Origin of the sequence: Paraglaciecola sp. 20A4, from assembly GCF_011378905.1 — a bacterium.
Classification (GTDB): domain Bacteria; phylum Pseudomonadota; class Gammaproteobacteria; order Enterobacterales; family Alteromonadaceae; genus Paraglaciecola.
On the sequence record NZ_WTPY01000011.1, the window covers coordinates 89,863 to 115,012 of the forward strand.

Consider the following 25,150-nt stretch of genomic DNA (forward strand, 5'->3'; position numbering starts at 1 on the left):
TCATAGAAGATGGCTTTTAGACACAGATCAATTTGAGCAAGCATAATCAAAATTATTTGAGTTCTGATAGGTCTGTTTCGTTAAATCTAGGTTTAAAAAAATATAATATTTTTTGCCCATTGAAATAAATGTAGAACAGTCGCCTCTATTACTAACCCAACAGTCAGTCACTTACTTTAGGTTTACTGCTCGCGCATCAAGATAAAGTTCCGTTGCCTTTAGCACCTAACTTTCTCTATGTATCCCGTAAGAGCTTCATATAACCGCCATAAAAAACTACCCTAAATAATGATATAAGAACGATAAAGTTGACTCAGATCAAGTCAAACTAACACGAAAACATTTACATTCTTAGGTATGCAAATATTATCTGTAGGGTTAGTTCCGGCCTTACAAAAGATAAAATTAACGGGCAAAATAATGGGCATGTAATGGTGGCGTAATTTTACGTTTATTTATTCTCGCGGTTAACTCTCTCCCCTTAGGAGCACAGCATTTAAGCGTCATCTACTAAGGGAAAATATAATGACTATAAGAGACATATCGTTAGCGCTATGCGCTAAGCGAAAATACAATTTATGATATTAATTTTACGGAAAACACCTTTGATAAGGTCTATCTCTTACACCTGTCAATAAACGCGATGATTGGATGAATAAAAGCATGGAATTTGAAAACTAAATGGGAGAGTTGAATATGGTTGAGGTCATTACGCAATCGACTTTCTCTGAGATTGCTACCCTATTGGTTTTGGCGGCGATCACTGGTTTTATCGGCTCATTACTCAGACAACCTTTGATCGTTAGCTTTATCGCCGTAGGCTTGCTTTCTGGTCCGTCGGTACTAGATATAGTGCATTCCAAAGAGCAAATTTCGCTTCTTTCTGAATTAGGTATTGCTGTTCTACTGTTTTTAGTCGGGATTAAACTCGATGTAAAACTTATTCGTTCTATTGGCGTCGTATCCGTATTTACCGGTCTTGGCCAAGTGCTATTTACCTCAATTATTGGCTATTTTATCGGGCTGGCAGTTGGTTTGAATCACATTACCAGTATATATGTCGCCGTAGCGTTAACTTTTTCATCCACCATTATTATTGTAAAAATTCTATCTGATAAGCGTGAAATTGATTCGTTGCATGGTCAGATTGCACTCGGATTTTTGATTGTTCAAGATCTTGTTGTCGTTATGGCGATGATCGTTCTGGCCACAATCGGTATCGGCACTGGCCATGAAAGCGAAGCGGATGGTTCTATACTGCAAGTGGCATTATCCGGCATTGGACTATTGTCATTTGTTATTGTATTCGTTCGGTATATTGCGAATCCGCTCACTGAACAAATTGCTAAAAATAAAGAGTTATTACTTATTTATGCAATTGCTCAAGCGGCACTATTTGCAACGATAGGAAGCATGATCGGACTTGGAATGGAAGTGGGTGGTCTGTTAGCAGGTGTAGCGCTAGCATCAACTCCGTATCGAGAAAGCATAGCGGCCAGATTGGCGCCCCTGCGTGATTTCTTGTTGCTATTTTTCTTTATCGCTTTAGGCGCAAATATTGACCTATCCCTATTAGGCTCCCATGTTTCAGATGCCATCGTATTTTCATTGTTTGTTCTGATTGGTAATCCGATCATCGTATTAATTATCATGGGCATGATGGGTTATCGAAAAAGAACGGGCTTTTTGGCGGGGCTAACGGTTGCCCAAATTAGCGAGTTTTCACTTATTTTCATTGCGATGGGTATCAGTCTCGGGCATCTGGCGCAAGACATTCTCGGCTTGGTGACATTAATAGGGATGATAACGATCACAATATCAACTTACATGATTACCTATTCTCACCAACTTTATGCCATTTTTGAACCAGTGCTGTATATATTTGAACGGAAAAATACCAAGCGAGAGCAAGTATCTGAACATCAATCTAATGAGTACCATCAAGTTATCATTCTTGGGTTAGGTCGCTTAGGAACTGCTATCGCTGCTCGCCTCCTGGATAAAGGTGTAAGTGTATTAGGGGTGGATTTTAACCCATCGGTCACTAAACATTGGGGACAATTACACGTGGATACGGCGTATGGGGATGTAACAGACTCCGATTTTTTACAAGAGCTTCCTCTACGCCACGCACAGTGGATTGTCTCGACCATTCCGCACCACCACATTGGACTAACCTATGAAGACACAAGAAATACCATATTGCAGTCAATAGATTCGACTGATTTTACTGGGAAACTGGCAGTTGTGTCCCAGAGTAAGCAAGAAACCAAGGAACTAGAGCGCTTAGCAATAAACCTAGTGCTGGAACCATTTCAAGATGCGGCAGACCGGGCTGTTGAGTTATTGCTCGAAGGTATTGACACTCGGTCAAAGTGACTACAGAAGTGATAAGGGGATTTCATGAAAAAGTTTAACAATATTGTCTATGTTCTCAATGACCGTATAAACGAATCATCGACAACATTCCTTCGTGCTGTCAGTTTAGCGAGGATAAATCAGGCAGATTTAACCTTGATGAAAATAATTCCAAATATGCCGGCGGTTATTTCTTCGAAATTAACGAGCAGCAGCGAAAAAGAGCTGCAAAATAAGGTGCTCGCCCAAGAGCATGCTAAATTACAAACTCTTATCGCTACTTTAGATGCTGCACTCGATATAAAAACAGCGGTAAAGATTGGTAAAAAGTACATCGAGGTAATTCGCGCAGTCAAAGCGCATAAATATGATTTGCTACTCAAAGAGGTAGAAAGTATTGATTGGCTTGAACGACTTTTTGGTAGCGAAGATATGCATCTGTTGCGCAAATGCCCATGTCCCGTTTTGTTAATGAAAAAAAATGATAAATCTGCATACAAAAATATTATGGTGGCAATCGACTTTGATGACGACTTTGATAAATATGAATATAGCTATAACGATGAGTTAAACCAAAAATTATTACAATGCGCCATTTCGCTGTCACTTTCGGATTTCACAACACTACATTTAGTAAACGTTTTCGATGTACCACACTCTGGATATATTAGTCTTTGGGCTGATCAACCGGACAAAATTGAGAAAGAGTTATTTGATACCGAATACCGTAATAGGCAGTATAAGATGAATGCACTTTTAGAAGCCTTAAAGCTTAATATAGGCGCTGAACTGTTTGAGTATTTGTCACCTCAGACGAAAATTGTTCAGGGCGTTCCTAGTCATCAGCTACCCAAATTAGCAGAGGCTATTAATGCCGATTTAGTCATAATGGGTACAGTCGCGCGCTCTGGAATTGCTGGTATTCTTATCGGTAATACCGCGGAAAATGTACTGTCACAACTTCAGTGCTCAGTACTTGCAATCAAACCCAGAGACTTCATTTCTCCAGTCTCCTAACGAAGGGGCTTAAATGATCTTTTGCGCCACTGTTATTATTCCAAACGTGAGTAGCGTCTGCTTCTCACTGTTAATGTTGATAATAAACACCATTGGCTAGCCTTCTGTTTTCAGTAAGTGTTCTTAGTTGTAGAGCATTTTAAACTTATTGGCTTTAAGAATTTTTTAGCTTTATTGTTTTATCACTTCCTGTGAAGACTTTAAATAAATTACCTCTAATACAGAGATCTCAAATGCTTGGCTAAATGAAGGTGTTTACCCATTTTAAACCGTGTATGAGCTACTATTAACAGCCGGTTACACTCGATATTCTTGAAATAGATCACAATTTTATAACCCTGCAATGCTTGCTAGCTTCAACGTTGCAATATGCCCAGCTTAATACTATTAACTAGTCGCAATACTATGATTTTGCAGTATATTGGTATGGCATCAATTTTCACTGTAGCGTTCCCGTTACTAATTTAGTTACTCAGGTAATTACTGAATTAAAGGACCAGAATAATCTATAAGACTCACGGTTATTATTTTAGCGGATTTATCTTGTTATGATTTTTGTAACCAAAAGAAAACTCCAGCGTTATTTTTTCCCAGCAATAGGATTAGGGTTTATCTTATTGTGGCTGCTATCAAGCGCGTTATTTTGGAGCAATTGGCACACTGAGCAACTACGCATTCAAGACACACTGGCCCGTGATGCAGAAATATCACTTCGTAGTAAAGCCACTGAAATTGAAAGCATTTTGCAGCAAATCTATCACTCCGTGCGCACGATTTCATTACTACCAGGTGTACGCGATACCGCCCCTAGTAACCGAAGCTCTGATGAAGAAGACATTGTAGAAATGGGACTTATTTCAGCGGCCAATTACGATACGGTGCAGCAGCTTTATAATCACGTGGCATCTTCAGTAGCATTGTCTGAAATATATATTGTTTATGACGGCTTTAACCCAGATGTAGGTCAGGTTCCTTTCTTAATGTTTGACCACGTCATTGTTGATAATTTCGCCAAACTAACGATGTCGATAAATGGCCACCATGAAGAAGATTTTCCTGAAGAGGACGAGACCGAAGAATACGAAGATTATGTCCGTCAGTTGAATTACTTACGTCAGCAAGATTTTGATATGCCAAACCAGTCCCTAGACAGTATTACGGTTATTAATTCAGGGTTACTAAGAACCTGCGACAACACACAGTTTTTATCTAAATCCCACGGCCACGTAAAGCATACTTATGGGTTTACATTGTCCGTGCCTATTTATGGACTTGATGATCGGCAATTCAAGGGATTGGTCACTGCCGTACTGCGCACTAACGTGCTGGAAGCTGCGCTGGTCGGCTGGCCCGTATTGCCTGTGACCGAAGAGGATCGAGCGTTACTTACAAGTATTCGAGGCCTAGATTTGAATACACCTCCGTTGAATTACCTACTCGAAGAGCAAAATAACGGGATTAAAGTCACCGATAGCCGAAATACAAATTTTAGTACTATGCAAGATACCGCCGCTTATCATTTTCAGACCAAATTAACTCTCCCAGGTCCAGGTAACTGGGTTCTGCATAATTACGTTCCCAAGCCATTAATGGACGCTGAAATGGCTAATGCACGCTATAGCTTTATCATTCAAGTGGGTATTCTAAGCATGGTATTACTGCTGCTCTGGTTGGCAGTGAGTGCGGTGTTGAGATCCCAGCGAAATAATGCCTCACAGTTACAAGAATTAGCTGATATTGACCCACTCACGGGGTTACCCAATCGCAGAATGATAGGTTTGTATTTAAATACTGTATTGAAGACAACTAAGCCAGGACAGTGCTTCGCGGTCATCATGATTGATCTTGACGATTTCAAACACGTAAATGATAGTATGGGGCATGAAGCCGGAGACCGTATGTTAATTGAAATTGGTCATCGGTTTAGTTGTGTATTGAGAAACGAGGATTCGGTGTTACGCATGTCCGATAATGACAGTCGCAAACCAAATATATTTCGAAAAAGAAACGCTCAAACAACGACCGCTGTTAATGGTGTTGTGGGACGTCTTGGCGGTGATGAATTTTTGATTATATTAAGCGACCTCCCCGATAATCATGTAGTTAAAATTATAATCGATAGGTTAATGGCATCACTGCAAGACCCAATCGAAATTGGTATTGAAAAAATTTATGCCCATGCCAGTATGGGCATTGCACATTATCCTAAAGACGGTCAACATACTGCAACATTACTGCGCAACGCCGATGTAGCACTATATGAGGCCAAGCGACTTGGTCGAGGTCAATCGGTCGCTTTTTCTCCAGAATTAACCGAAGACGCCATGCGTCGACTTAAGATTATGGGCGGGCTTCATGAAGCCCTCCGAGAAGAACAGTTTTTCATCCTTTTTCAGCCAGAGTTACATATCCAAAGTGGCAAAATTAACGCTGCAGAAGCATTATTGCGTTGGCACCATCCAGATTTTGGGCTTGTCATGCCAAGCGAATTTATTCCGATGTTAGAACGCTCGGGACTGATTAACGATGTAGGCCGCTGGGTCTTGCATGAAGCCTGCTTACAGCTTAAACGTTGGCAAGACAATGGTTTGAAGATGGCAAATATCGCCGTCAACATATCGACTAAACAGCTGGCTAAACTAGATTTCGCCGATATGATTGCCGGTATACTTAAAGATACCGGACTCGAACCGAGTAACTTGGTACTTGAGGTGACTGAGTCAAGCTTTATGGAGGAACCAGAGCTTGCCATTAAAGCACTTGCTACAGTGCGCAGTTTAGGCGTATTGGTCGCGATTGACGATTTTGGCATTGGCTATTCATCCCTGAGTTATTTACAGAAAATTCCGCTGGATATTCTTAAAATCGATCGTAGCTTTGTAACGCAAACGAAAACCGCAAGTGGTCTTGCCATTTGTGAAATGCTTATAGCGTTAGCTGAAAGATTGGGCTTAAGCGTTATCGCGGAAGGGGTGGAAACCGACGCTCAACTGGACTGTTTACGAGGGGCAGACTGGATACAAGGCTATATTATTTCTCAACCCCTGACACCACAAGAATTCGAGGAAAAGGTTCTTCAGCTGTCGCAATAAATACCTCGGTATATGCCATAGCGTAGGAACCTTAAATGCTAAACGATGCGCTATGCGTTTCTATTTCTCACCATTCAATCCCTCCTGAGTCTATCGTTAGTAGCGCAGACGCTAATAGCAATCAGATCATCGATACGATCAATGCCTGCGCATCACACCTAAACATTGCTATCTTTGACCTTGAAAGACTGATGAGTCTACGCACTGACCTATAATCATGGTTAATAGCAAGCATTCAACTCGCTAACAGATGTAAAGCACGATTATATCAATAAACAAAATTCAGAATTGTGAAAAAACAACACGAAGTCGCTAAAAATGAAATATGCAGCGTACTGCAAAACGAGAGGAAATAACGTAGATAAGAATTTATATACAACTGGAAGCAGAATAGAGGGTGCGGATAAAGCATTAATTGGTCGGTGTGATAGGATTCGAACCTACGACCCCTTCACCCCCAGCGAAGTGCGCTACCAAGCTGCGCTACACACCGACCGAGGAGCCGCATAATACGGAAGTTTGGATTTTTTGCAATGGGAAATGTGCTTTGATGTGACTGTTCGCTTATTTGTTAGGCAAATTGGCTGCAATTGACGTCTTCTTCCACCACTACCCACTTATTATTCTTCATTGTGGCACTCAACTTACCCTTTACACTACATGAGCAGATGATAAGAACACGGAATATTATGAATGGATAATCCTATTACTCAGGTCATATCAATTGTGTATAAGGTGTAAGTGCCCATTTTTAAATGTACGACTTATTTTCCCGCTGAACCGTGGGGCAAAACGTTATCTGAATAATACATAAAAACCCCAAGAAAATGGGGTTTTAAAATAAGGGTAAAATGTAATCAGAATACGTTAATTAAAGCTGCTCACTTGGGGTAAATTCAATTGCAGGCCACTGCTCTTGTGCTTCGACTAAATGTTTTGGAATGTCTTTTTTCCACGCTTGGTAAACCTCAAGGTTTTTGTTTACGTAGAGTTTACCATCGACGATTTCAAACGCCTTACCATCGATTTCGAACTTTTTACCAAAGGTTGTGCCGAAGGCGCAATACCCACCGTAAGCAGGTGCGTATTTTTCAGGATTGCTGTTAAATGCGTCGCGATTATCGGCACTGCTAAAACGGTAAATAGCGTCGTTATGTACAGCAGTGAACTCAGATTTACCTAACACCGGTTTATTTTGAGTGAAATAGGCAACGGCATCGTGTCCCGCCAAAATAACGTCGTTGCTGTCAGTTTGCGTGTCGACACCAGCAAAGCTTAGACTAGAAACAGTGATAGCTGCTGCGGTAAAGATAGATTTTAGCGCGAAAAGATTTTTCATTTTTATTTCCTCGGTTTAGATATTCTGGACTGAAGTAGTCAACGAGGAAAAGTATAGGTCGAGATGCCTTTTATCACTATGTCTGCAAAACCAGAGGTTATGTCAAAACGTCTATGGATGTATTAAATCAGTTATTTTCCACTTTTAAAGTCTCTGCCAACATATTCCACAACGGACAATACTGCGGTAGTTGGGCAATCAACACCTCAGGGACACACTATATAAATTTTCATGTTGTGAGCCACGGTAACTGTTATTTGACGTTGCCGAGTAAGAAGGAGATAACGAAGCTATCTCAAGGCGACATCGTATTATTTCCTAACGATACCGAGCACGTTATTAGCGGCGATGCGTACTCTTCATCTGCGGTTAATAGCGCACAATCACAAGACTATATAAATGGAGTTGACGCTACGGCCACCGGTCTGGTTTGTGGTTATTTTAGCCATAACCATCCCTTGGTTAGCAGTATCACAGCACACCTGCCACAAGCCATTATCATTAAGAAACAAACGTTGAGCGGCTCGCCTACTGGGCTACATTTCCTTCTCGACGCCTTACTAGAGGAGTCTAGACATGCTAATAAAGGCTCTAAACTGATAATGGGCCGTATCGCTGAGGCTATATTGGCGATTATTTTCCGACAACATTTACCCATCCATAACGGCGTACTGGCCGCCACATCCCACCCAAAATTAAGCGCAGCTATGCAAGCGATACACAGTACACCTAATAAAAAATGGACGATTGAACTGCTTGCACAGCAATGCTTTATGTCACGGGCAGGGTTTAATGAACTATTCAAATCTGTAGTTCAGCAATCCCCTATGGAGTACGTAACTCAGTGGCGTTTGGGCATGGCCTACAGCATGCTTGCAGATGAAAACGTATCAACATTGCACGCGGCATTAGCCTGTGGTTATGACAACGAGTCATCATTCTCTAAAGCGTTTAAACGTGTACTTGGCGTCAGCCCCGGAGCGGTTAGATCGCAAAAAATCAATATCTTGGCAAAGACGTAGAAGAGGAAGGCTAGCGATATTACCTAGCCTGCTTCAAGTTGAGAAAGGATTAAACTAACGATTCGTCAGCCTACTTTATTAACGGTCCGATTTGTCATCACCGCTAATGCGACTAGCCGTGGCGCCTTCTTGATTCTTGTACTTGGCATCAGCGCGTGCGTTATACGGCTTGTCAGCGAAATCTGACATCACTTCGAAGCTAAGTGCACCAATTTTCATGCCTGGCTTTAACGCCAGTGGTAATTTACCGCTGTTGAAAAACTCCAGCACAATATTACCTGACCAACCGGGGTCAATTCGATGTGCGGTGACATGGACCATTAACCCTAAACGCGCTAAAGAAGAACGACCATCTAGCCAACCCACAATATTGCCGGGTAACGTTACTGATTCAAGTGTTACTGCCAAAGCGAGCTCACCAGGGTGTAAGAAAAACGATTTATCAGGGCCCACATTTATTTCATCGCTCATCACGGTATTAAGTGCTTCTTGCACCTGTGCTTTAGGGCCACTTAAGTCGATATAAGGCGCTTGGTGCTCATTAAAAACACGAAATTTATTACCTAATCGTATGTCGACGGTTACGCCACTTATCTCAGCATAATCCGGCTCAGGGGTGATATTGATTTTGCCGTCTTTAAGGTAGGCCAGGATATCTTTGTCGCACAAACGCATAATTTTTTAACTCAGTAATAAGGTTTTAGGTAAATACCGCGCAATTATGCGTAGCTAGGGTCCTATGTTCAACGTTTTTAAATATTTTGTACACGCAAGTCCATCAAGCCATTTAGATACAACTGCTTTGAGATTGCCGTCGCGCAATCCATATAAGTTTGGCTCAGGGGATCATTTGGCTCTGCTATTAGTAACGGTTTACCGCTATCAGTATGCTGACGAATTTTGATGTTCAAGGGTAACTGACCCAACAACGGCACTTTATTCCTATTGGCTAAATCAACGCCGCCATTGTGGGCAAAAATATGCTCCTGATGACCGCACTTGGGACAGATATACAAACTCATATTTTCTATCAAGCCCAGTACGGGCACTGATACCTTGTTAAACATGGCAATGCCTTTGGCGGCATCCGCCACCGCTAAATCTTGCGGCGTGGTGACAATAACCGCAGCACTAACAGGAATTTGCTGAGCAAGCGTAAGCTGTATGTCCCCAGTGCCCGGAGGCATATCAACAATCAAATAGTCCAACTCTGGCCAATCCGTTTCCCTCAGCAACTGCTCAAGGGCCTTACTGGCCATTGGTCCGCGCCAAACAGTGGCATTTTCAGCGGGTACAAAGTAACCGATAGAACTGGCCACTAAGCCATATGCAGAAAAAGGCACAATGGTTTTATCATCCCGTGAAGCCGGAGTTGACTCAGTGTTACCTAACATGATCGGAATTGACGGTCCGTATATATCGGCGTCTAACAATCCTACTTTCGCCCCTTGGGCTAATAGAGCATAGGCGATGTTTACGCTGGTGGTCGATTTACCCACCCCGCCTTTACCAGATGCGATAGCAATAATATTTTTGATCTTGCTTACTTTACTCACTTTAGTGGGTGAAGCCGCTATATCGGTCTCGATCACCACATGCTGCAAAGACAGTTTTTTTTCACTGGCAGCAATATTTATACGGTTGATAAGGGAATCATGAAGCTGAGCTGCTGCAAAGGGTAACGTAACAAGAACATCGTTCGATGAAACGGTTATCCAAGATTCAACCTGTTTCACCGGTAACCCGAACTGAGTCGCAAGTTGTTTTGATACCACCTGGTGTACTTTATGTTCGGGGGTAGACCGACTAAATAACATGACACTCCTTATAAATAACAATGAAATTTGGCTAAGCTAGCTTTTACCTAATGCAATGGCGGCAGATTTTAGATACCATTTGCGACCTTTTTAATTAAACGAAGAAACCAAAATAAACATGTCGTCACAACCACGTAAAATTCTTGTTACTAGCGCCCTTCCCTATGCAAATGGCTCCATTCACTTAGGCCATCTTCTTGAGCATATTCAAACGGATATATGGACGCGTTTTCAACGAATGTGTGGCCACGAAATATACAGTGTATGTGCCGACGATGCACATGGTACGCCCGTTATGCTAAAAGCCCAAGAGCTAGGCATCACCCCTGAAGAAATGGTGGCCCGTACCCGTGAAGAGCATCATCAAGATTTGCTCGATTTCTTTGTTGAATACGATAATTACCACGTTACCCACAGTGATGAAAATAAAGAGCTCTCTGAGCTAATTTACAACCGTCTCAATGACGCGGGTTATATTTCAAAGCGTACTATCAGCCAACTTTACGATCCAGAAAAAAACATGTTCTTGCCTGACCGGTTTGTAAAGGGTACCTGCCCTAGCTGTGGTGCAGAGGATCAAAACGGCGACAGCTGTGACAACTGCGGTGCGACATACGACCCAACAGAAATGAAAAATCCCCGTTCGGTTGTTTCCGGCGCAACACCAGTGCTTAAAGACTCGGAGCACTTTTTCTTCGATTTGCCGCAATTTTCTGACATGTTGCACACTTGGTTAAAAAGCGATGCCCTGCAAAATGAAATCACTAATAAGCTCGAAGAGTGGTTTGAAAAAGGTCTGCAGCAATGGGATATCAGTCGCGACGCACCTTACTTTGGATTTGAAATACCTGGAGCCCCGAATAAGTTTTTCTATGTTTGGGTAGATGCCCCTGTGGGATACATGGCGAGCTTTAAAAACCTATGTGATCGTACAGGCATAAACTTTGATGAATATTGGGGAGCAGATTCAACGGCTGAGCTATACCATTTTATCGGCAAAGATATTACCTACTTCCACTGTTTGTTTTGGCCAGCAATGCTTGAAGGTGCAGGTTTTAGAAAACCTACCGGCGTCAACGTGCATGGCTTTGTCACCGTAAATGGTGCAAAAATGTCGAAATCAAAAGGTACATTTATAAAGGGCCGTACCTATTTAGAACATCTCAACCCTGAATATCTGCGTTATTATTTTGCCTCAAAACTTGGGGCAAATGTCAGTGATATCGACCTTAACTTCGAAGATTTTGCGCAAAAAGTAAATTCTGACTTAGTGGGTAAAGTTGTCAACATCGCCAGCCGATGTGCCAGTTTTATTACCAAACGCTTTGACGGCAAACTATCAGACAACGTTCTTGAACCTGAGCTAGTGGCAGAATTCCAAAACGCCCAAGCCAGTATTAGTCAAGCATTTGAAGAACGTCAATATCATAAAGCCGTACGTGAAATTATGGCGTTGGCCGATAAAGCCAATCAATTTATTGACACTAACGCCCCTTGGGTCACCATCAAAGACGAAAGCAAACAAGCCTTCACCCATGATGTATGCTCACTTGGCATTAACTTGTTTCGCATATTAATGGTGTATTTAAAGCCAGTGGTACCAAAATTAGCAGAGCAAGCAGAAGTGTTTTTTAATGATGAGTTGAACTGGACAAGCGCACAAAGTGTGTTGACTGGGCATCAAATTAATAAATTTAAAGCACTGATGCAGCGCGTAGACATGGACAAGGTTAATGCTATGGTTGATGACTCAAAAGAAAACTTAGCGCCAACGGTGACGATCGACCCCAACAGCCCTTTGGTAAAAGATCCTATTGCAGAAACAATTGAGTTTGATGATTTTGCCAAAATAGATTTGCGTATCGCAAAGATTATTGTGGCTGAGCACGTAGAAAAAGCCGACAAATTACTGCGCTTAGAGCTCGACTTAGGCGGCGAAACACGTCAAGTATTTGCTGGTATAAAGTCGGCGTACCAACCTGAAGACTTAGTAGGTAAATTGACTGTAATGGTGGCAAACTTGGCACCACGCAAAATGCGATTTGGTTTATCCGAAGGAATGGTGCTTGCTGCGGGTCCTGGCGGTAAAGATTTGTGGATTATGGAGCCTCATGAAGGCGCTCAGCCAGGTATGAAAGTAAAATAACTAACCGCTAAATACCGATATTACAAAGCCTGCATTCAAGCCAAAACTTAGATACAGGCTTTTTTTTAATTTTACGGCTTCTCACTATTTAAATTTCCCGCTCGAATACTTGCCCCTACTGGACTAAATTTAGGCTGAAGTTGCCACTTTGGTTTTATGGGTGATAATGGCACCGTTCGTTTTTTCGCCACGATAATATAAACACTGGCTAACTGAGGTAAGTAACGCTCACACCAGCGAATTAAAATATTATTTGGCCGGGTAGTAAATAACTTTGTGTAAGGCCGATACTTAACCTGCGTCACTTCAAATCCAAGTAAATGTAACCAATCTTTTATTCTCGGCACACTGAAAAAGCGCGCCTCGTGCAACAAACTTTGGCGGTTAAACCAAATAAGCTTACGCAAGCCCGTCAAGCTCAAAGGATTGAAGCCCACTATGACTAAGTCGCCATCAGGCATAATGGCTCTGTCTACCTCTCTTAGAATTTGATGGGGATCTTGGGCAAAATCTAGCTCATGTGCTAATACGAAACCGTCTACACTGTTTTCTTTTAAGGCCATATCTCGTGACAAAGAGCGCATACTCGCATTTTCATGATCTTTAGCGACCATATTCACACAATGCTTTATCGAGCATTTCGTCAAAGAAAGTTCACTGCTTAAATTCCCTACTTTGACTAAATGATAACCAAAAAACTGTTGGGTGATTTCATCAAGTTCGGCTTCCACAATGGCTTTACGCTCAATACCGGAGGGCAAAACCGACCACGAGCGTGGGTAACGGAGTTTTTTATCTAATAATGCTGGTTTCATCAATACAATAACGACCTATTTTTATCAGAGGTGCAACAACATATTACACCTTTCACAGCCAGCATAGTGAGACTAGTGCATGCACTGAGAATTTGAATCTGTATAATGTCGGATTACTTTACACCTGTTTTGTCATTGTTGTTACTGGAGATCGTTATGTCGTCCCTGAAAATTAGGCCTATTAAAGCATTCGAGGATAATTATATTTGGTGTCTAACCAATGGTGAAACCTGCGCAGTCGTAGATCCTGGTGATGCAAAGCCCGTGCTTAAATACTGTAAACGCAACAATCTGCAATTAACCGATATACTCATCACCCATCATCATAGCGATCACACTGGTGGCGTAAACGATTTAGTTGATGCCTTTCCCGGAGTAACCGTTTACGGGCCGCAAAATCCTGCTATTCAATCAATTACGCAGCGAGTCAAAGATGGCGATAACATCAAACTTAGCGCATTAGGTCTTGAGTTTGCTATTATTGAAGTGCCAGGGCACACACTAGACCATATTGCGTATGCGGGTTCATGCGGATTATTTTGTGGCGATACGCTTTTTTCTGCTGGTTGTGGCAGATTATTTGAAGGTACACCGAATCAGATGTATCAGTCACTGAATCGATTGACGAGCTTGCCTGATGACACCAAAGTATACTGTACCCATGAGTACACCTTAGCAAATGTTAAGTTTGCTCGGGCAGTCGAGCCAAATAATGCAGCATTATTGAACTATAAAGGTTGGGCGGAATCTCAAAGGGTTGATTTGAAACCTACGTTACCCTCGACCATTGGCGAACAAAAAGCAATCAATCCGTTTTTGCGCGCTAATAGCGCGGAAGTAAAACATCAAGCCGAGCATTACGCCGGCAAAATATTACCGACCCCTGAAGCAGTATTTGCTTCGGTTAGGGCTTGGAAAGACAATTTTTAAACGTAAAATAATGAATAAAAAGGAACGTTTAGTGCGCATAAAAACATTGTTATGCATATCTCTTGTGACGCTTTTACCGGCTTGTCAAATGATAGAGCCTCATCCAGAAATCGCTGAGCAAATCGAGCAGGAACATGAAATTGCCCAACAAATAGCCCTTACTTGTCAACAACCTGGCGTGCAAGCTGAAGATCAATACGACTGCGAGGCTGCCGATGAAGGCACCATCCCTATTACCCATCCTGACGAAGAAGTTGAGGTCGTTATTGAGCCTGAAACGATCCCTGAGGATGTAGCTGTATTAGATGTTTGGCAATACGTTGGTGAAAATCTTGCCCTTGAATATGAGGATAACAAGCGCATTGCCAGCCAACGTAATTGGTACTTAAAGCATCCTTCTTATATGCAGCGCGTAGCCAAACGAGCCAAACCATTTCTTTACCTTATTGTAGAGCGGTTAAAAAATGAGAATATGCCACTGGAACTGGCCTTGTTACCCATTGTAGAAAGTGCATTTGATCCCTTCGCCTACTCTCATGGGCGTGCAGCTGGTATGTGGCAATTTGTGCCAGCAACGGGCAAACGATTTGGCATGAAACAAACCTGGTGGTACGACGGCCGCCGAGACGTAATGGCCTCAACAGACGGCGCAATTGCGTATTTACGTTACCTTAATGACATGTTTGATGGTAATTGGTTACATGCTCTTGCAGCATACAATAGTGGTGAAGGCCGCGTAATGCGCGCCATTAAAAAGAACAAAAAAGCAGGTAAAAGCACAGACTATTGGTCATTAGATTTACCTAGAGAAACCCGTGCTTATGTACCAAAGTTATTGGCCTTAGCCGATATACTGCGTGAAGCAGAGAAATATGCATTTAGCTGGCCCATTATTGAAAATAATAAAGTGACGGATATTGTAGATGTAGGCTCTCAAATTGACTTAGCACTTGCAGCCGATATGGCAAACTTAACCGTGGAAGAGCTTCATGCCTTAAATCCTGGCTATAATCGCTGGGCAACCGATCCAGAAGGTCCATTTAAGCTGTTGGTACCTATAGATAAGGTGGATGTATTTAGCGAAGCACTCGCAGCAACTGATACGAAAGAACGCTTGAATTGGGTACGGCATAAAATTAAAAGTGGCGACAGCTTGCTTAAACTGGCACATCAATATCATACGACGCCTGACATCATTAGCCAGGTAAATGAATTAAAGGGTAATATGATCCGCGAAGGCAAATACTTGGTTATTCCAGTGGCGCTTAAATCAATGGATTTTTACTCGTTATCTCAAGATCAACGATTAGCTGACACGCAATCAAAGCATAAAAGCGGCACCTATCAAGTCAAACATAAGGTCAAAAGTGGCGATACGATGTGGGACATAAGCCGCAAATACAAAGTCAATATGCGCAGTCTAGCAAAATGGAATGGTATGGCGCCGGCCGATACACTTCGCCCCGGTAAAGAACTTGTTATTTGGTTAGATGGTAAAGGAAAGAGTCAACACAGTGATGCAGTAATGCGTACGTTAACTTACACGGTACGTGGTGGTGATTCATTGGCAAGAATAGCGGATAGGTTCAACGTCAATATATCTGATATTCAGCGCTGGAACCAAATCAATATAGATAAATACCTACAACCCGGCCAAAAGCTTAAAATCATGGTGGACGTGACTCGCACTTAAGTGCGAGTCGGTGCACTGATAAATAGGCTTAGGGCAAAGCCCGATACATAAATTCAATTCGATTACCGCTAGGCTCATACACCATCATATGTTTGTTTGGGCCGTTTCCTGCTAGCTCTGGGGCAAACTCTACAACCACACGCTCATCTTTGGACAACGTTTTATACAACGCGTTTAATGCATCTTCGCTATCAACTCTGAAAGCCAAATGATGTAACCCCACATTATTTTTACGGTCAAACTTAATGGCACGCTCAGGGTGAGTCGCCGCCCATAGAGTGATGACGACACTATCATTAGAAAGAAAAACAGCTGGGTACTGCTCGTCTCGACCCACAACGCGAAAACCCGCGTGGTCAATAAAGAATTTTTCAGATGCCTGCAAATGACTCACCGTCAATCCCACATGATCAATTCCCTTTACACTTTGCTGCGCGTCGCTTGCGATTGAAAATAGGCACAAGACCATCATCAGAATTACATTTTTCATTTACGCTGTTCTCATTTTAAAATTTATATACTCACAACGAGAACGCTTGTTGGGCTATTTCCTTTCATCGTCACCCCATAGGAACGACCAATTAAGATAAAAACGAATGCATTAATAATTTGATCGTGCCAATTATATTAAACAAAGACAACATCAAATACATAGCGCAAATGGTTGAAGCAAAATCGGATACGCAAATACGGGTTGATTTACCCGCACAATCAGTAACGGTGTGCGACAAAACCTATCTGTTTAGCATCGAAGAACATCACAAACAAAATCTTATCTCAGGTAGGGATATGATAGATCAATCTTTGGAGTTTACGCCGCATATCGTCAAGCATGAAAACAGCATACAAAGCTGGTTAGTTTAAGATTAGCATTCACTTTAAATAATATAGGGCTAACGGCTATCCGTTCGCCCGTTTTTAATCAGTACTCAGCCTAAGTTAGTGTACTTGAATTTGCATCAAGCAAGCCAACACAGAAAACTGCAACCACAATTGAGACGACCTTGTTCAACGAAAGTATGCACGCCAGTCACGGCATAAAACGGGATAAGCGCACAAATAGTCTGTATATAAATGCAGGGTAACTGCGCATTGATTGAATAAAATGGTGATATCAACGGCGCAACAGGTGAAATTGATATCGCATCGGAAATGGTTATCCTTGGAAAAGATATACTAATGATGAACTTTGACGCTGTTTTGATAGCCTTGAATTGGTTAATAGCTAAGCCGATAAACCGCTTACCTTGTCAAATATTCACCTTAAATAACGACCATTTGGAACTATTATCTGCACGACAAATCGTCTGCTTACAGCGTAAATAAAGCCTAAAAAAAGGGTGAAAAGCTCTCTGTTCACCCTTTGAGGCTATCTATAATAATATGAAGCTCACTTTATAAATTTTGCCTTAACCTTTGCGCCAAGTGGTGCCATTTGGCCCATCTTCTAACACAATATTTAAAGCATTTAGCGCATCACGAGCGGCATCTGCTGCTGGCCAATCTTTCGCCGAGCGAGCATCGTTTCGGGCTTTAATCAACGCTTCGACTTGTGCACTTTCATCACTATTTTGCTCTTCACCTTGAAGATATTCATTTGGGTTACGTTGCAAAATACCTAATACCTGCCCTAACTTAAGCAGTATTCCCGCTAATTTAGTTGCACGCTCTGCCCCGCTTTCACCTTCTGCTTTGGCTTTATTAAGTTCCCGGGATAAATCGAACAACACAGCCATGGCTTCAGGTGTATTGAAGTCGTCATCCATTGCTTTATCAAAGCGTGCAAGATAATCGTCCGTTTGCATATCAACGTTACGATCCGCCACTACGTCACGCAATGCAGTGTACAAGCGTTCCAGGGCGCTGCGTGCTTGAGTAATATTACCTTCAGAGTAACTTAACTGGCTGCGGTAATGTGCAGACATTAAGAAGTAACGCAAAGTCTCTGAGTCATGTTGCTTTAATACATCCCGTAAGGTGAAAAAGTTGCCGAGTGATTTAGACATTTTCTCGCTATCAACCTGCACCATGCCAGTATGCACCCAGTAGTTAACGTAAGGGGTATTAAATGCGCAACATGACTGGGCAACTTCATTTTCGTGATGAGGAAAAATCAAATCAGAACCCCCACCATGAATATCAAAATGATCGCCGAGATGCTTATGATTCATCGCAGAACACTCTATGTGCCAACCCGGACGCCCATCTCCCCAAGGCGAAGTCCAGCTAGGCTCACCTGGCTTAGCAGATTTCCACAAAACAAAATCCATTGGATCATCTTTGTCGCTGCCTACGTCTACGCGAGAGCCCATATTGAGCTGATCTAAATCTTGCTTGCTCAACTTGCCATAATCGTTATACGAACTCACATCGAACAATACGTCGCCAGATTTCGCCTGATACGCATGACCATTGTTAATAAGGCGCTCGATGATTGCGATAATTTCAGGCATATGAGTAGTGACACGAGGCTCAATATCCGGTGGCAGTAAATTTATAGCCGCAAAATCTTCATGCATCATGGCAATAGTGCGTTCGGTCAACTCACTTGTGGTTTCGTTGTTTTGATTCGCTCGTTGAATAATTTTGTCGTCGATATCAGTGATATTGCGCACGTAGTTCACGTCATAACCTCTGTGGCGCAAGTAACGCACCATTAAATCAAAACTTAAATAAGTCCGAGCGTGGCCCATATGGGATAGGTCATACACTGTGATACCGCACACGTACAAACCCACCTTTGATTCATGTAAAGGCGTAAAGAGCTCTTTTTGTCGAGTCAGGGTATTGTATATGTGTAGCATTAACCGTATTCCTATAAATAATAATTGTGTAAACGAAATTGGTGCGCGAATGCGTACCGAAAAGACGATTCTAACACCGAGTCACCCCCCTCGCATTAATCAATATGAATCAACTGCTTAAAAAGCGCTGCGCTTTACGTTAGAATGGCTTACTTTTATTTTTCTGGTTTATCTGAGGGCATTAAAATGGTCAAAATTCATACGAATTACGGTGTTATTAGCATCGAGCTTTTCGCAGACAAAGCGCCTGAAACCGTTGCTAACTTTCTAAGTTATGCTAAAGAAGGTTTCTATGACAACACGATTTTTCACCGTGTTATTGATGGCTTCATGGTTCAAGGCGGCGGTTTTGAGCCAGGTATGGAACAAAAAACAACAAAAGCGACCATCAAAAATGAAGCGAACAATGGCTTGATTAATGAAATTGGTACATTAGCGATGGCACGCACGAATGAACCGCATTCAGCCAGCTCACAATTTTTCATTAATGTTGCTAATAATAGTTTTTTGAACTTCCGTAGCGAATCTGGCGATGGTTGGGGTTACTGCGTATTCGCAAAAGTGACTGACGGTATGGACGTAGTCAATAAAGTCAAAGAAGTGACAACGGGTAATTCTGGTTATCATCAAGATGTTCCCGTGGAAGATGTGGTTATTCAAAAAGTTGAAATAGACGAATAATCCAAATTATCGAGGCTTATTCGTTCTGAATAGGCCTCATAAAGAGCCTGTTAGTATGTCATTTACCTATTTTATCGCTGATTTACATTTGTCTCCTGAGCGTGAAGATATTAGTCAGTGTCTGTTTCAATTTTTGCGACACAACGCACGCCAAGCAGATGCTTTATATGTATTGGGTGACCTATTTGAAGCGTGGATAGGCGATGACAATCAAACCCCATTTAATCAAAAAGTGGCAAGTGAATTTAAGCACGTTGCCGATAGTGGCGTAAAAATTTATTTTATCCATGGTAATCGTGACTTTTTAATACGCGAGCGCTTCGCTAAACAAGCAGGTTTCACCTTGTTGCCGGAACAAGTTGTAGTAAATTTATACGGTACACCAACATTGATATCCCACGGTGATGAGTTATGCACCCGAGACGTGGCTTACCAAAAATTTCGGCGAAAAGCACGTGGCTGGTGGTGGCCAAGACTCGTATTGTGTTTGCCTTTATCCACTCGGCAGAGAATTGCCGACAATGGTCGCGCTGCCAGCAAAGAAAACCAAAAACAATTAACAACTGAAATTATGGATGTTACCCAACAAGAAGTCATAAACACCATGGCACGTTTCAATGTGCAACGCCTTATCCATGGGCATACTCACCGCCCTGACATTCATGACTTTGAAGTCAATGGCCTTCCAGCACAGCGTATTGTTTTAGGTGATTGGTACGATCAAGGCAGCATCCTTAAAGTCTCAAAAGATAAATTGTTACTTACTGAACATCCCTTTTTTAAATCCGCGCAATAAATCGTTAAACATAAATAAGCAAATCCCTCCTTGATTCTCTCGTTGAAGCAGAACCCACATTCATCAACATCACCTGCAGCCCGTCATAATTTAGTAAAAAATCTGCCACGATAATGCCATCTTAACATCACTAAACCGTCAACAAAGTGTCAGCAATTATTCATATTACTCCTTTAGGCTAGCAGCGCGATTACTGGACTCACTGGTAACTGAAACAACCAAAGCACATCAAATTCGGGATAATAAACATGAAAATAAACTGGATCGCTACAGCCAGTGCACTTGCATTCGCTGTTTCAACTGCGCTGCACGCTGACGTTTTACCTAGCTATCAAACTGATAGTGACTGGTATGCTGATGCACAAATCAAACTCGCGGCAAAATTGCAAACAAACGACCATTTCAAAGCTAAAAATGTGATTTTGTTCGTGGGAGATGGCATGGGTGTATCTACCCTAACTGCGGCGCGTATATTACAAGGCCAGCAAGCTGGTAATCCAGGTGAAGAAGGATATTTAAGCTTCGAATCGTTTCCTCATACCGCGTTAGTCAAAACATACAACGTTGACGCCCAAACCCCAGATTCTGCGGGCACTATGACCGCCATGATGTCCGGTCTTAAAACAGATGTAGGTGTCATCGGTGTAAACGAAAAGATTGAACGCGGCGAGTGCTCAACCGTTGCGGGTAATGAGGTATCCACCGCATTGGAACTTGCTGAAATTAAAGGCATGGCGACAGGAATCGTTTCTACCGCCCGCATCACCCATGCCACACCGGCTGCAACCTATGCAAAATCGGCCGATCGTAACTGGGAAGATATTTCAGACATGCCAGAAGCCGCCATAGCAGCAGGTTGCGTTGATATTGCTGATCAACTAGTACATTTTGAAGCTAATCTTGAAGCACGTTTTGAGGGCGTCGATGTTGATGGTTTGGAAGTCGTTATGGGGGGCGGCCGTCGGCATTTTCTGCCTAAAGATGCCTCGTTTAACAGTGCAGATGCAGTGAGTGAAATCGAAGGTGATCGCACCGATTCTCGTGACCTGACCCAAGAATGGCAAGACCTATACAGTAACGGCACATACGTGATGGATAAAACAGGCTTTGATGCCGTTGACACTGCTAGTACCACGCACTTATTCGGTCTTTTTAACGAATCACATATGCAATATGAAGCTGACCGTAGTAACGATGTTGCAGGTGAACCTTCTCTAACCGAGATGACCAGCAAAGCCATCGACGTACTCGATAATAATGCAAAGGGTTTTTTCCTGATGGTTGAATCTGGTCGAATCGATCATGGCCACCACGCAGGCAGTGCCTATAACGCGCTGACAGACGCTATCGAGTTATCGAATGCCATTCAAGCGGCTATCGACAGCACCAACCCTGATGAGACCCTTATATTGGTCACTGCCGACCATGGTCACGTATTCACTATCGCTGGCTACCCTAAACGCGGTAATCCCATTCTGGGCAAGGTAGTTGCCGTAGGCGAAACTGAGCCATCAATGGCAGCAGATGACATGCCATACACGACAGTAGGCTACACAAACGGTATTGGTTTCCATGATTTAGGTACTGAAACTAACGGTGATGCGAGTTACAACGAAGACATTGCTGCAGGCCGTATGGACATTTCTGCCATAGACACCACCACGTCTGGCTATCACCAAGAGGCGCTTATTCCCCTTAGCTCTGAAACTCACTCTGGAGAAGATGTTGCCTTGCATGCGAGCGGCCCAGGTTCGCAACTCGTGCAAGGGGTAGTCGAGCAAAGCGTTGTATTTCACATTATCGAGCAAGCACTTGATTTAATTCAGGAATAGGTAGGAAAAAAATGAAAACATTAAATTTAACCCTGATAGCCCTAGCGGTAATGGGCTTATCTGCCTGTATTGACGATGGCGATGATGGTACCAATGGTACTAACGGTTCAAGCAGTTTAATTGTGCAATCTTCTTTGGCTACCGGTGATGTCAATTGTCCCAATAGTGGTGTGAAAATTGATTCGGGTATCGATGCAGATGCTAGTGGTACGTTAGAATCGACTGAAATCAGCGCGACAGAATATGTCTGTTCTCCGGGTGCCACTACTGTTAGCAGCAGTGCCCTACTAACAAATGTTAACAACGAGTGGTTTGTCGATGGACAGCAGGTTGTATCCGCTGCTCGTCAAACGTGGTTAGACGCGACCAACACAACAGCGGCAAAAAGCACTGCTGAAACGGCGCCAGCATTAGCCGCCAAAAGCATTAGCAGCCTGCGCGGAAAAGCGAAAAACGTTATTCTCTTCGTCGGCGACGGAATGGGGATATCCACTGTCACCGCCGCCCGTATTTTAGATGGGCAATTAAAAGGTAACCCAGGTGAAGAGAATCAATTGAGTTTCGATAAATTCGCGTTCTCTGGTCTTGCAAAAACCTATAATGTTGATGCCCAGACTCCTGACTCAGCGGGTACAATGACCGCGATGATGAGCGGTGTTAAAACAGACGTAGGTGTTATCGGTGTCGATGAAGATATCGAGCGCGGAGATTGCGCAACGACCTCCGGAAATGAATTGATAACCGTACTTGAACTGGCCGAAATTGCAGGTAAGTCTACCGGTATTATTTCAACCGCACGTATCACCCATGCGACACCAGCAGCAACGTATGCTAAGTCAGCTGATCGTAACTGGGAAGACATATCAGATATGCCAGAAACGGCAGTTACTGCGGGTTGTCTCGACATTGCTGACCAGTTGGTTAATTTTGAAAGCATGCTTGAGGCCCGCATAGACGGTATTGATGTTGACGGTATTGAAGTAGCATTTGGTGGGGGTCGTCGTCACTTCTTACCCAAAGACGCTGCATTTAACAGTACAGATGCGGTTAGTGCAATCGAAGGCGATCGCACCGATGGCCGCGACCTAACGGCAGAATGGCAGGCGAAGTACACCAACGGTGTATACGTTACAGACGAAACGGGCTTTGATGATATCAATACTGAAACCACTGAGCGCGTTTTTGGTTTGTTTAATGAATCCCATATGCAATATGAAGCGGATCGTGAAAACGATGTGGCGGGTGAGCCTTCTGTTGGTCAAATGACAGAAAAGGCAATTCAGATTTTGGATAACAATGATAACGGTTTTTTCTTAATGGTTGAATCAGGTCGTATCGATCACGGTCATCATGCTGGTAGTGCATACAATGCACTTACTGACACTATCGAATTCGCTAATGCGGTAAAACGAGCTGTGGACATGACCGACCCAGATGAGACGTTAATTATTGTCACCGCTGATCACGGTCATGTGTTTACCATTGCGGGTTATCCTAAAAGGGGTAATCCCATTCTAGGTAAAGTGGTCAATGTCGGTGCCGAAGAACCCGCACTCGCTGCAGATGATATGCCTTACACCACGTTAGGATACACAAATGGTGGAGGGTTTCGAAATCTAGGTGCAGAAACAGACGCTGACGAAGGTTATAACGTTGACATTGCTGCTGGTCGCCAAAATTTAACAGACATTGACACCACAACACCAGGCTATCACCAAGAAGCCCTAGTTCCACTTTCATCTGAAACCCATTCGGGTGAAGACGTAGGTATATTCGCTAGTGGTCCAGGTGCACTATTGGTTAACGGTACCAATGAGCAAAGCATGTTGTATCACATCATGGATTTCGCCGCGGATTTGACCAACAAGGCGAATAGCGCACAAACGATAGAGTAATCGCGTAAATATGCAGTAGGGCGCTACTTGTGCCCTACTCTTTTTACGTGTTTTTATATTGCTTTTGGTCACGGTACGACTGACTTCAACACGCCAATAAGGGAGCGCCTAGCCATGAAATACCAACAACAGGTATCCATGTAAATGGTATTGCAAATAAACGCCCCCCATTTTAGGAATCAATCATGTACAAATCGTTAATTTTTATTCTTTGCTTGTACGCTGCGCAAAGCCTTGCCCAATGTGATGTTTCATCATCAACGTTATCGGCATCGTATCAAGTCGAGTCAACAAATGGCTTACAGCAGCATACAAGCGATTTAGTACTCTGGCGAAACGGTAAAACCGTTGCCCATCAATATCCGCAAACGCACATTACAGAAAGCTGGTATTTGTCTTCAAACCAACAAATTAAACCGACGCGTTATTTTGATACTCAGCAGCGCGCCATTGAGTATCAGCCAGGCGAAAAGGTTCACGGTAAAGCTGAATCTGATTGGGACTACCGCAACCAACTTATTTCGAATTCATTACTCTCTCAGTTAGATATCATTAAAGAAACAGGTACGGGGTGCGAGCTTACCCGGTTTTATAGCAAGACGATTGGCGGCACACAAATCAACGTTAAATGGCTAGTAAGGCAAGCATTGCCAAGCTATTACAGTTGGAAAAACGGCACTAAGCATGAAACATGGACATTACAAAAGGTGGAGCACGGTGATAAGCAAATCAATGATTTCTTTGCCCACTTAGGAAATTATCAAACGACAGATTTTGCTGATATTGGCGATGACCATAGTGACCCGTTTTTGAATAAAATGGTTACCTTAGGATTCATTGAAAAAGGGGCGTCTGGCTTCTATGACGACCAAGGCAACGCATTGGATGGCGGTCATCATCATCAGTAACGCTA

Annotated in this window: 20 protein-coding genes and 1 tRNA gene; 14 read left to right on the forward strand and 7 right to left on the reverse strand. The window is 42.8% G+C overall.

Annotated features, from left to right (window positions below; translation table 11 throughout):
* Positions 1 to 681: 681 nt before the first annotated feature.
* From GQS54_RS12380 to GQS54_RS12395, 4 genes are all read left to right on the forward strand, one after another.
* Positions 682 to 2,379: a cation:proton antiporter gene (locus tag GQS54_RS12380; protein WP_240919926.1), complete on the forward strand. Its 1,698-nt coding sequence runs from the start codon at positions 682 to 684 to the stop codon at positions 2,377 to 2,379.
* A gap of 24 nt (positions 2,380 to 2,403) precedes the next feature.
* On the forward strand, positions 2,404 to 3,375 hold the full coding sequence (locus tag GQS54_RS12385; RefSeq protein WP_166424298.1) for a universal stress protein: 972 nt from the start codon (positions 2,404 to 2,406) through the stop codon (positions 3,373 to 3,375).
* 548 nt (positions 3,376 to 3,923) lie between these two features.
* On the forward strand, positions 3,924 to 6,467 hold the full coding sequence (locus GQS54_RS12390) for an EAL domain-containing protein (RefSeq protein WP_166424299.1): 2,544 nt from the start codon (positions 3,924 to 3,926) through the stop codon (positions 6,465 to 6,467).
* 35 nt (positions 6,468 to 6,502) lie between these two features.
* A complete protein-coding gene (locus GQS54_RS12395) occupies positions 6,503 to 6,682 on the forward strand; it encodes a hypothetical protein (RefSeq protein ID WP_166424300.1) in 180 nt (59 codons plus the stop codon).
* A 201-nt stretch (positions 6,683 to 6,883) separates the two neighbouring features.
* Here the strand turns inward: GQS54_RS12395 and GQS54_RS12400 are convergent.
* Positions 6,884 to 6,960 (reverse strand) — tRNA-Pro (locus GQS54_RS12400).
* Between the two features lie 378 nt (positions 6,961 to 7,338).
* Positions 7,339 to 7,806, reverse strand: a complete 468-nt coding sequence (locus tag GQS54_RS12405) for a YHS domain-containing (seleno)protein (protein ID WP_166424301.1) — start codon at positions 7,804 to 7,806, stop codon at positions 7,339 to 7,341.
* Between the two features lie 113 nt (positions 7,807 to 7,919).
* Between GQS54_RS12405 and GQS54_RS12410 the strand changes: the two genes are divergently transcribed.
* Positions 7,920 to 8,828, forward strand: a complete 909-nt coding sequence (locus tag GQS54_RS12410) for an AraC family transcriptional regulator (RefSeq protein ID WP_166424302.1) — start codon at positions 7,920 to 7,922, stop codon at positions 8,826 to 8,828.
* 78 nt (positions 8,829 to 8,906) lie between these two features.
* On the opposite strand, the gene dcd is transcribed toward GQS54_RS12410, so the two are convergent.
* Both dcd and apbC read right to left on the reverse strand, forming a co-directional pair.
* On the reverse strand, positions 8,907 to 9,503 hold the full coding sequence (dcd, locus tag GQS54_RS12415) for a dCTP deaminase (RefSeq protein ID WP_158769757.1): 597 nt from the start codon (positions 9,501 to 9,503) through the stop codon (positions 8,907 to 8,909).
* Positions 9,504 to 9,580: 77 nt separating this feature from the next.
* Positions 9,581 to 10,645, reverse strand: a complete 1,065-nt coding sequence (apbC, locus tag GQS54_RS12420; protein ID WP_166424303.1) for an iron-sulfur cluster carrier protein ApbC — start codon at positions 10,643 to 10,645, stop codon at positions 9,581 to 9,583.
* A 118-nt stretch (positions 10,646 to 10,763) separates the two neighbouring features.
* Between apbC and metG the strand changes: the two genes are divergently transcribed.
* The gene (gene metG, locus GQS54_RS12425; protein ID WP_166424304.1) at positions 10,764 to 12,791 is read left to right on the forward strand and encodes a methionine--tRNA ligase; all 2,028 of its coding nucleotides are present in this window, start codon (positions 10,764 to 10,766) and stop codon (positions 12,789 to 12,791) included.
* Between the two features lie 71 nt (positions 12,792 to 12,862).
* On the opposite strand, the gene GQS54_RS12430 is transcribed toward metG, so the two are convergent.
* A complete protein-coding gene (locus GQS54_RS12430) occupies positions 12,863 to 13,606 on the reverse strand; it encodes a methyltransferase domain-containing protein (protein WP_166424305.1) in 744 nt (247 codons plus the stop codon).
* 156 nt (positions 13,607 to 13,762) lie between these two features.
* On the opposite strand from GQS54_RS12430, the gene gloB reads away from it, so the two are divergent.
* Positions 13,763 to 14,536 carry a hydroxyacylglutathione hydrolase gene (gloB, locus tag GQS54_RS12435; protein WP_166424306.1) on the forward strand — a complete coding sequence of 258 codons (774 nt, stop codon included), beginning with the start codon at positions 13,763 to 13,765 and terminating at the stop codon, positions 14,534 to 14,536.
* Between the two features lie 31 nt (positions 14,537 to 14,567).
* On the forward strand, positions 14,568 to 16,229 hold the full coding sequence (locus GQS54_RS12440; RefSeq protein ID WP_166424307.1) for a LysM peptidoglycan-binding domain-containing protein: 1,662 nt from the start codon (positions 14,568 to 14,570) through the stop codon (positions 16,227 to 16,229).
* Positions 16,230 to 16,257: 28 nt separating this feature from the next.
* Here GQS54_RS12440 and GQS54_RS12445 read toward each other — a convergent pair whose 3' ends face one another.
* Entirely contained in the window at positions 16,258 to 16,719 is a 462-nt protein-coding gene (locus GQS54_RS12445) for a VOC family protein (protein ID WP_166424308.1), read from the reverse strand.
* Between the two features lie 125 nt (positions 16,720 to 16,844).
* Here GQS54_RS12445 and GQS54_RS12450 point away from each other — a divergent pair, with 125 nt between their 5' ends.
* A complete protein-coding gene (locus GQS54_RS12450) occupies positions 16,845 to 17,093 on the forward strand; it encodes a hypothetical protein (RefSeq protein ID WP_205967743.1) in 249 nt (82 codons plus the stop codon).
* A gap of 545 nt (positions 17,094 to 17,638) precedes the next feature.
* On the opposite strand, the gene cysS is transcribed toward GQS54_RS12450, so the two are convergent.
* Complete coding sequence (gene cysS / locus GQS54_RS12455; protein ID WP_166424309.1) at positions 17,639 to 19,033, reverse strand: cysteine--tRNA ligase; 1,395 nt, start codon at positions 19,031 to 19,033, stop codon at positions 17,639 to 17,641.
* A 186-nt stretch (positions 19,034 to 19,219) separates the two neighbouring features.
* On the opposite strand from cysS, the gene GQS54_RS12460 reads away from it, so the two are divergent.
* The 5 genes from GQS54_RS12460 to GQS54_RS12480 all read left to right on the forward strand — a co-directional run bounded on the left by GQS54_RS12460 (position 19,220) and on the right by GQS54_RS12480 (position 25,145).
* A complete protein-coding gene (locus GQS54_RS12460) occupies positions 19,220 to 19,714 on the forward strand; it encodes a peptidylprolyl isomerase (RefSeq protein ID WP_166424310.1) in 495 nt (164 codons plus the stop codon).
* Between the two features lie 55 nt (positions 19,715 to 19,769).
* Complete coding sequence (gene lpxH, locus GQS54_RS12465; RefSeq protein WP_166424311.1) at positions 19,770 to 20,510, forward strand: UDP-2,3-diacylglucosamine diphosphatase; 741 nt, start codon at positions 19,770 to 19,772, stop codon at positions 20,508 to 20,510.
* Positions 20,511 to 20,758: 248 nt separating this feature from the next.
* Positions 20,759 to 22,342 (forward strand): alkaline phosphatase, encoded by a 1,584-nt coding sequence (locus tag GQS54_RS12470; protein ID WP_166424312.1) that lies wholly within the window; start codon positions 20,759 to 20,761, stop codon positions 22,340 to 22,342.
* 11 nt (positions 22,343 to 22,353) lie between these two features.
* Complete coding sequence (locus tag GQS54_RS12475; protein ID WP_166424313.1) at positions 22,354 to 24,237, forward strand: alkaline phosphatase; 1,884 nt, start codon at positions 22,354 to 22,356, stop codon at positions 24,235 to 24,237.
* A gap of 185 nt (positions 24,238 to 24,422) precedes the next feature.
* Complete coding sequence (locus tag GQS54_RS12480; RefSeq protein WP_240919928.1) at positions 24,423 to 25,145, forward strand: hypothetical protein; 723 nt, start codon at positions 24,423 to 24,425, stop codon at positions 25,143 to 25,145.
* Positions 25,146 to 25,150 lie beyond the last annotated feature (5 nt).

What these genes read in the sequence shown, in the direction of transcription:
- GQS54_RS12385 (WP_166424298.1), top strand. Translation starts at nt 2,404, where the DNA reads ATGAAAAAGTTTAACAATATTGTCTATGTTCTCAATGACCGTATAAAC.
- GQS54_RS12460 (WP_166424310.1), top strand. Translation starts at nt 19,220, where the DNA reads ATGGTCAAAATTCATACGAATTACGGTGTTATTAGCATCGAGCTTTTC.
- GQS54_RS12480 (WP_240919928.1), top strand. Translation starts at nt 24,423, where the DNA reads ATGTACAAATCGTTAATTTTTATTCTTTGCTTGTACGCTGCGCAAAGC.
- GQS54_RS12395 (WP_166424300.1), top strand. Translation starts at nt 6,503, where the DNA reads ATGCTAAACGATGCGCTATGCGTTTCTATTTCTCACCATTCAATCCCT.
- GQS54_RS12475 (WP_166424313.1), top strand. Translation starts at nt 22,354, where the DNA reads ATGAAAACATTAAATTTAACCCTGATAGCCCTAGCGGTAATGGGCTTA.
- GQS54_RS12410 (WP_166424302.1), top strand. Translation starts at nt 7,920, where the DNA reads ATGGATGTATTAAATCAGTTATTTTCCACTTTTAAAGTCTCTGCCAAC.
- GQS54_RS12405 (WP_166424301.1), bottom strand. Translation starts at nt 7,806, where the DNA reads ATGAAAAATCTTTTCGCGCTAAAATCTATCTTTACCGCAGCAGCTATC.
- lpxH (WP_166424311.1), top strand. Translation starts at nt 19,770, where the DNA reads ATGTCATTTACCTATTTTATCGCTGATTTACATTTGTCTCCTGAGCGT.
- GQS54_RS12470 (WP_166424312.1), top strand. Translation starts at nt 20,759, where the DNA reads ATGAAAATAAACTGGATCGCTACAGCCAGTGCACTTGCATTCGCTGTT.
- GQS54_RS12390 (WP_166424299.1), top strand. Translation starts at nt 3,924, where the DNA reads ATGATTTTTGTAACCAAAAGAAAACTCCAGCGTTATTTTTTCCCAGCA.
- gloB (WP_166424306.1), top strand. Translation starts at nt 13,763, where the DNA reads ATGTCGTCCCTGAAAATTAGGCCTATTAAAGCATTCGAGGATAATTAT.
- GQS54_RS12380 (WP_240919926.1), top strand. Translation starts at nt 682, where the DNA reads ATGGGAGAGTTGAATATGGTTGAGGTCATTACGCAATCGACTTTCTCT.
- GQS54_RS12445 (WP_166424308.1), bottom strand. Translation starts at nt 16,719, where the DNA reads ATGAAAAATGTAATTCTGATGATGGTCTTGTGCCTATTTTCAATCGCA.
- cysS (WP_166424309.1), bottom strand. Translation starts at nt 19,033, where the DNA reads ATGCTACACATATACAATACCCTGACTCGACAAAAAGAGCTCTTTACG.
- apbC (WP_166424303.1), bottom strand. Translation starts at nt 10,645, where the DNA reads ATGTTATTTAGTCGGTCTACCCCCGAACATAAAGTACACCAGGTGGTA.
- metG (WP_166424304.1), top strand. Translation starts at nt 10,764, where the DNA reads ATGTCGTCACAACCACGTAAAATTCTTGTTACTAGCGCCCTTCCCTAT.
- GQS54_RS12430 (WP_166424305.1), bottom strand. Translation starts at nt 13,606, where the DNA reads ATGAAACCAGCATTATTAGATAAAAAACTCCGTTACCCACGCTCGTGG.
- dcd (WP_158769757.1), bottom strand. Translation starts at nt 9,503, where the DNA reads ATGCGTTTGTGCGACAAAGATATCCTGGCCTACCTTAAAGACGGCAAA.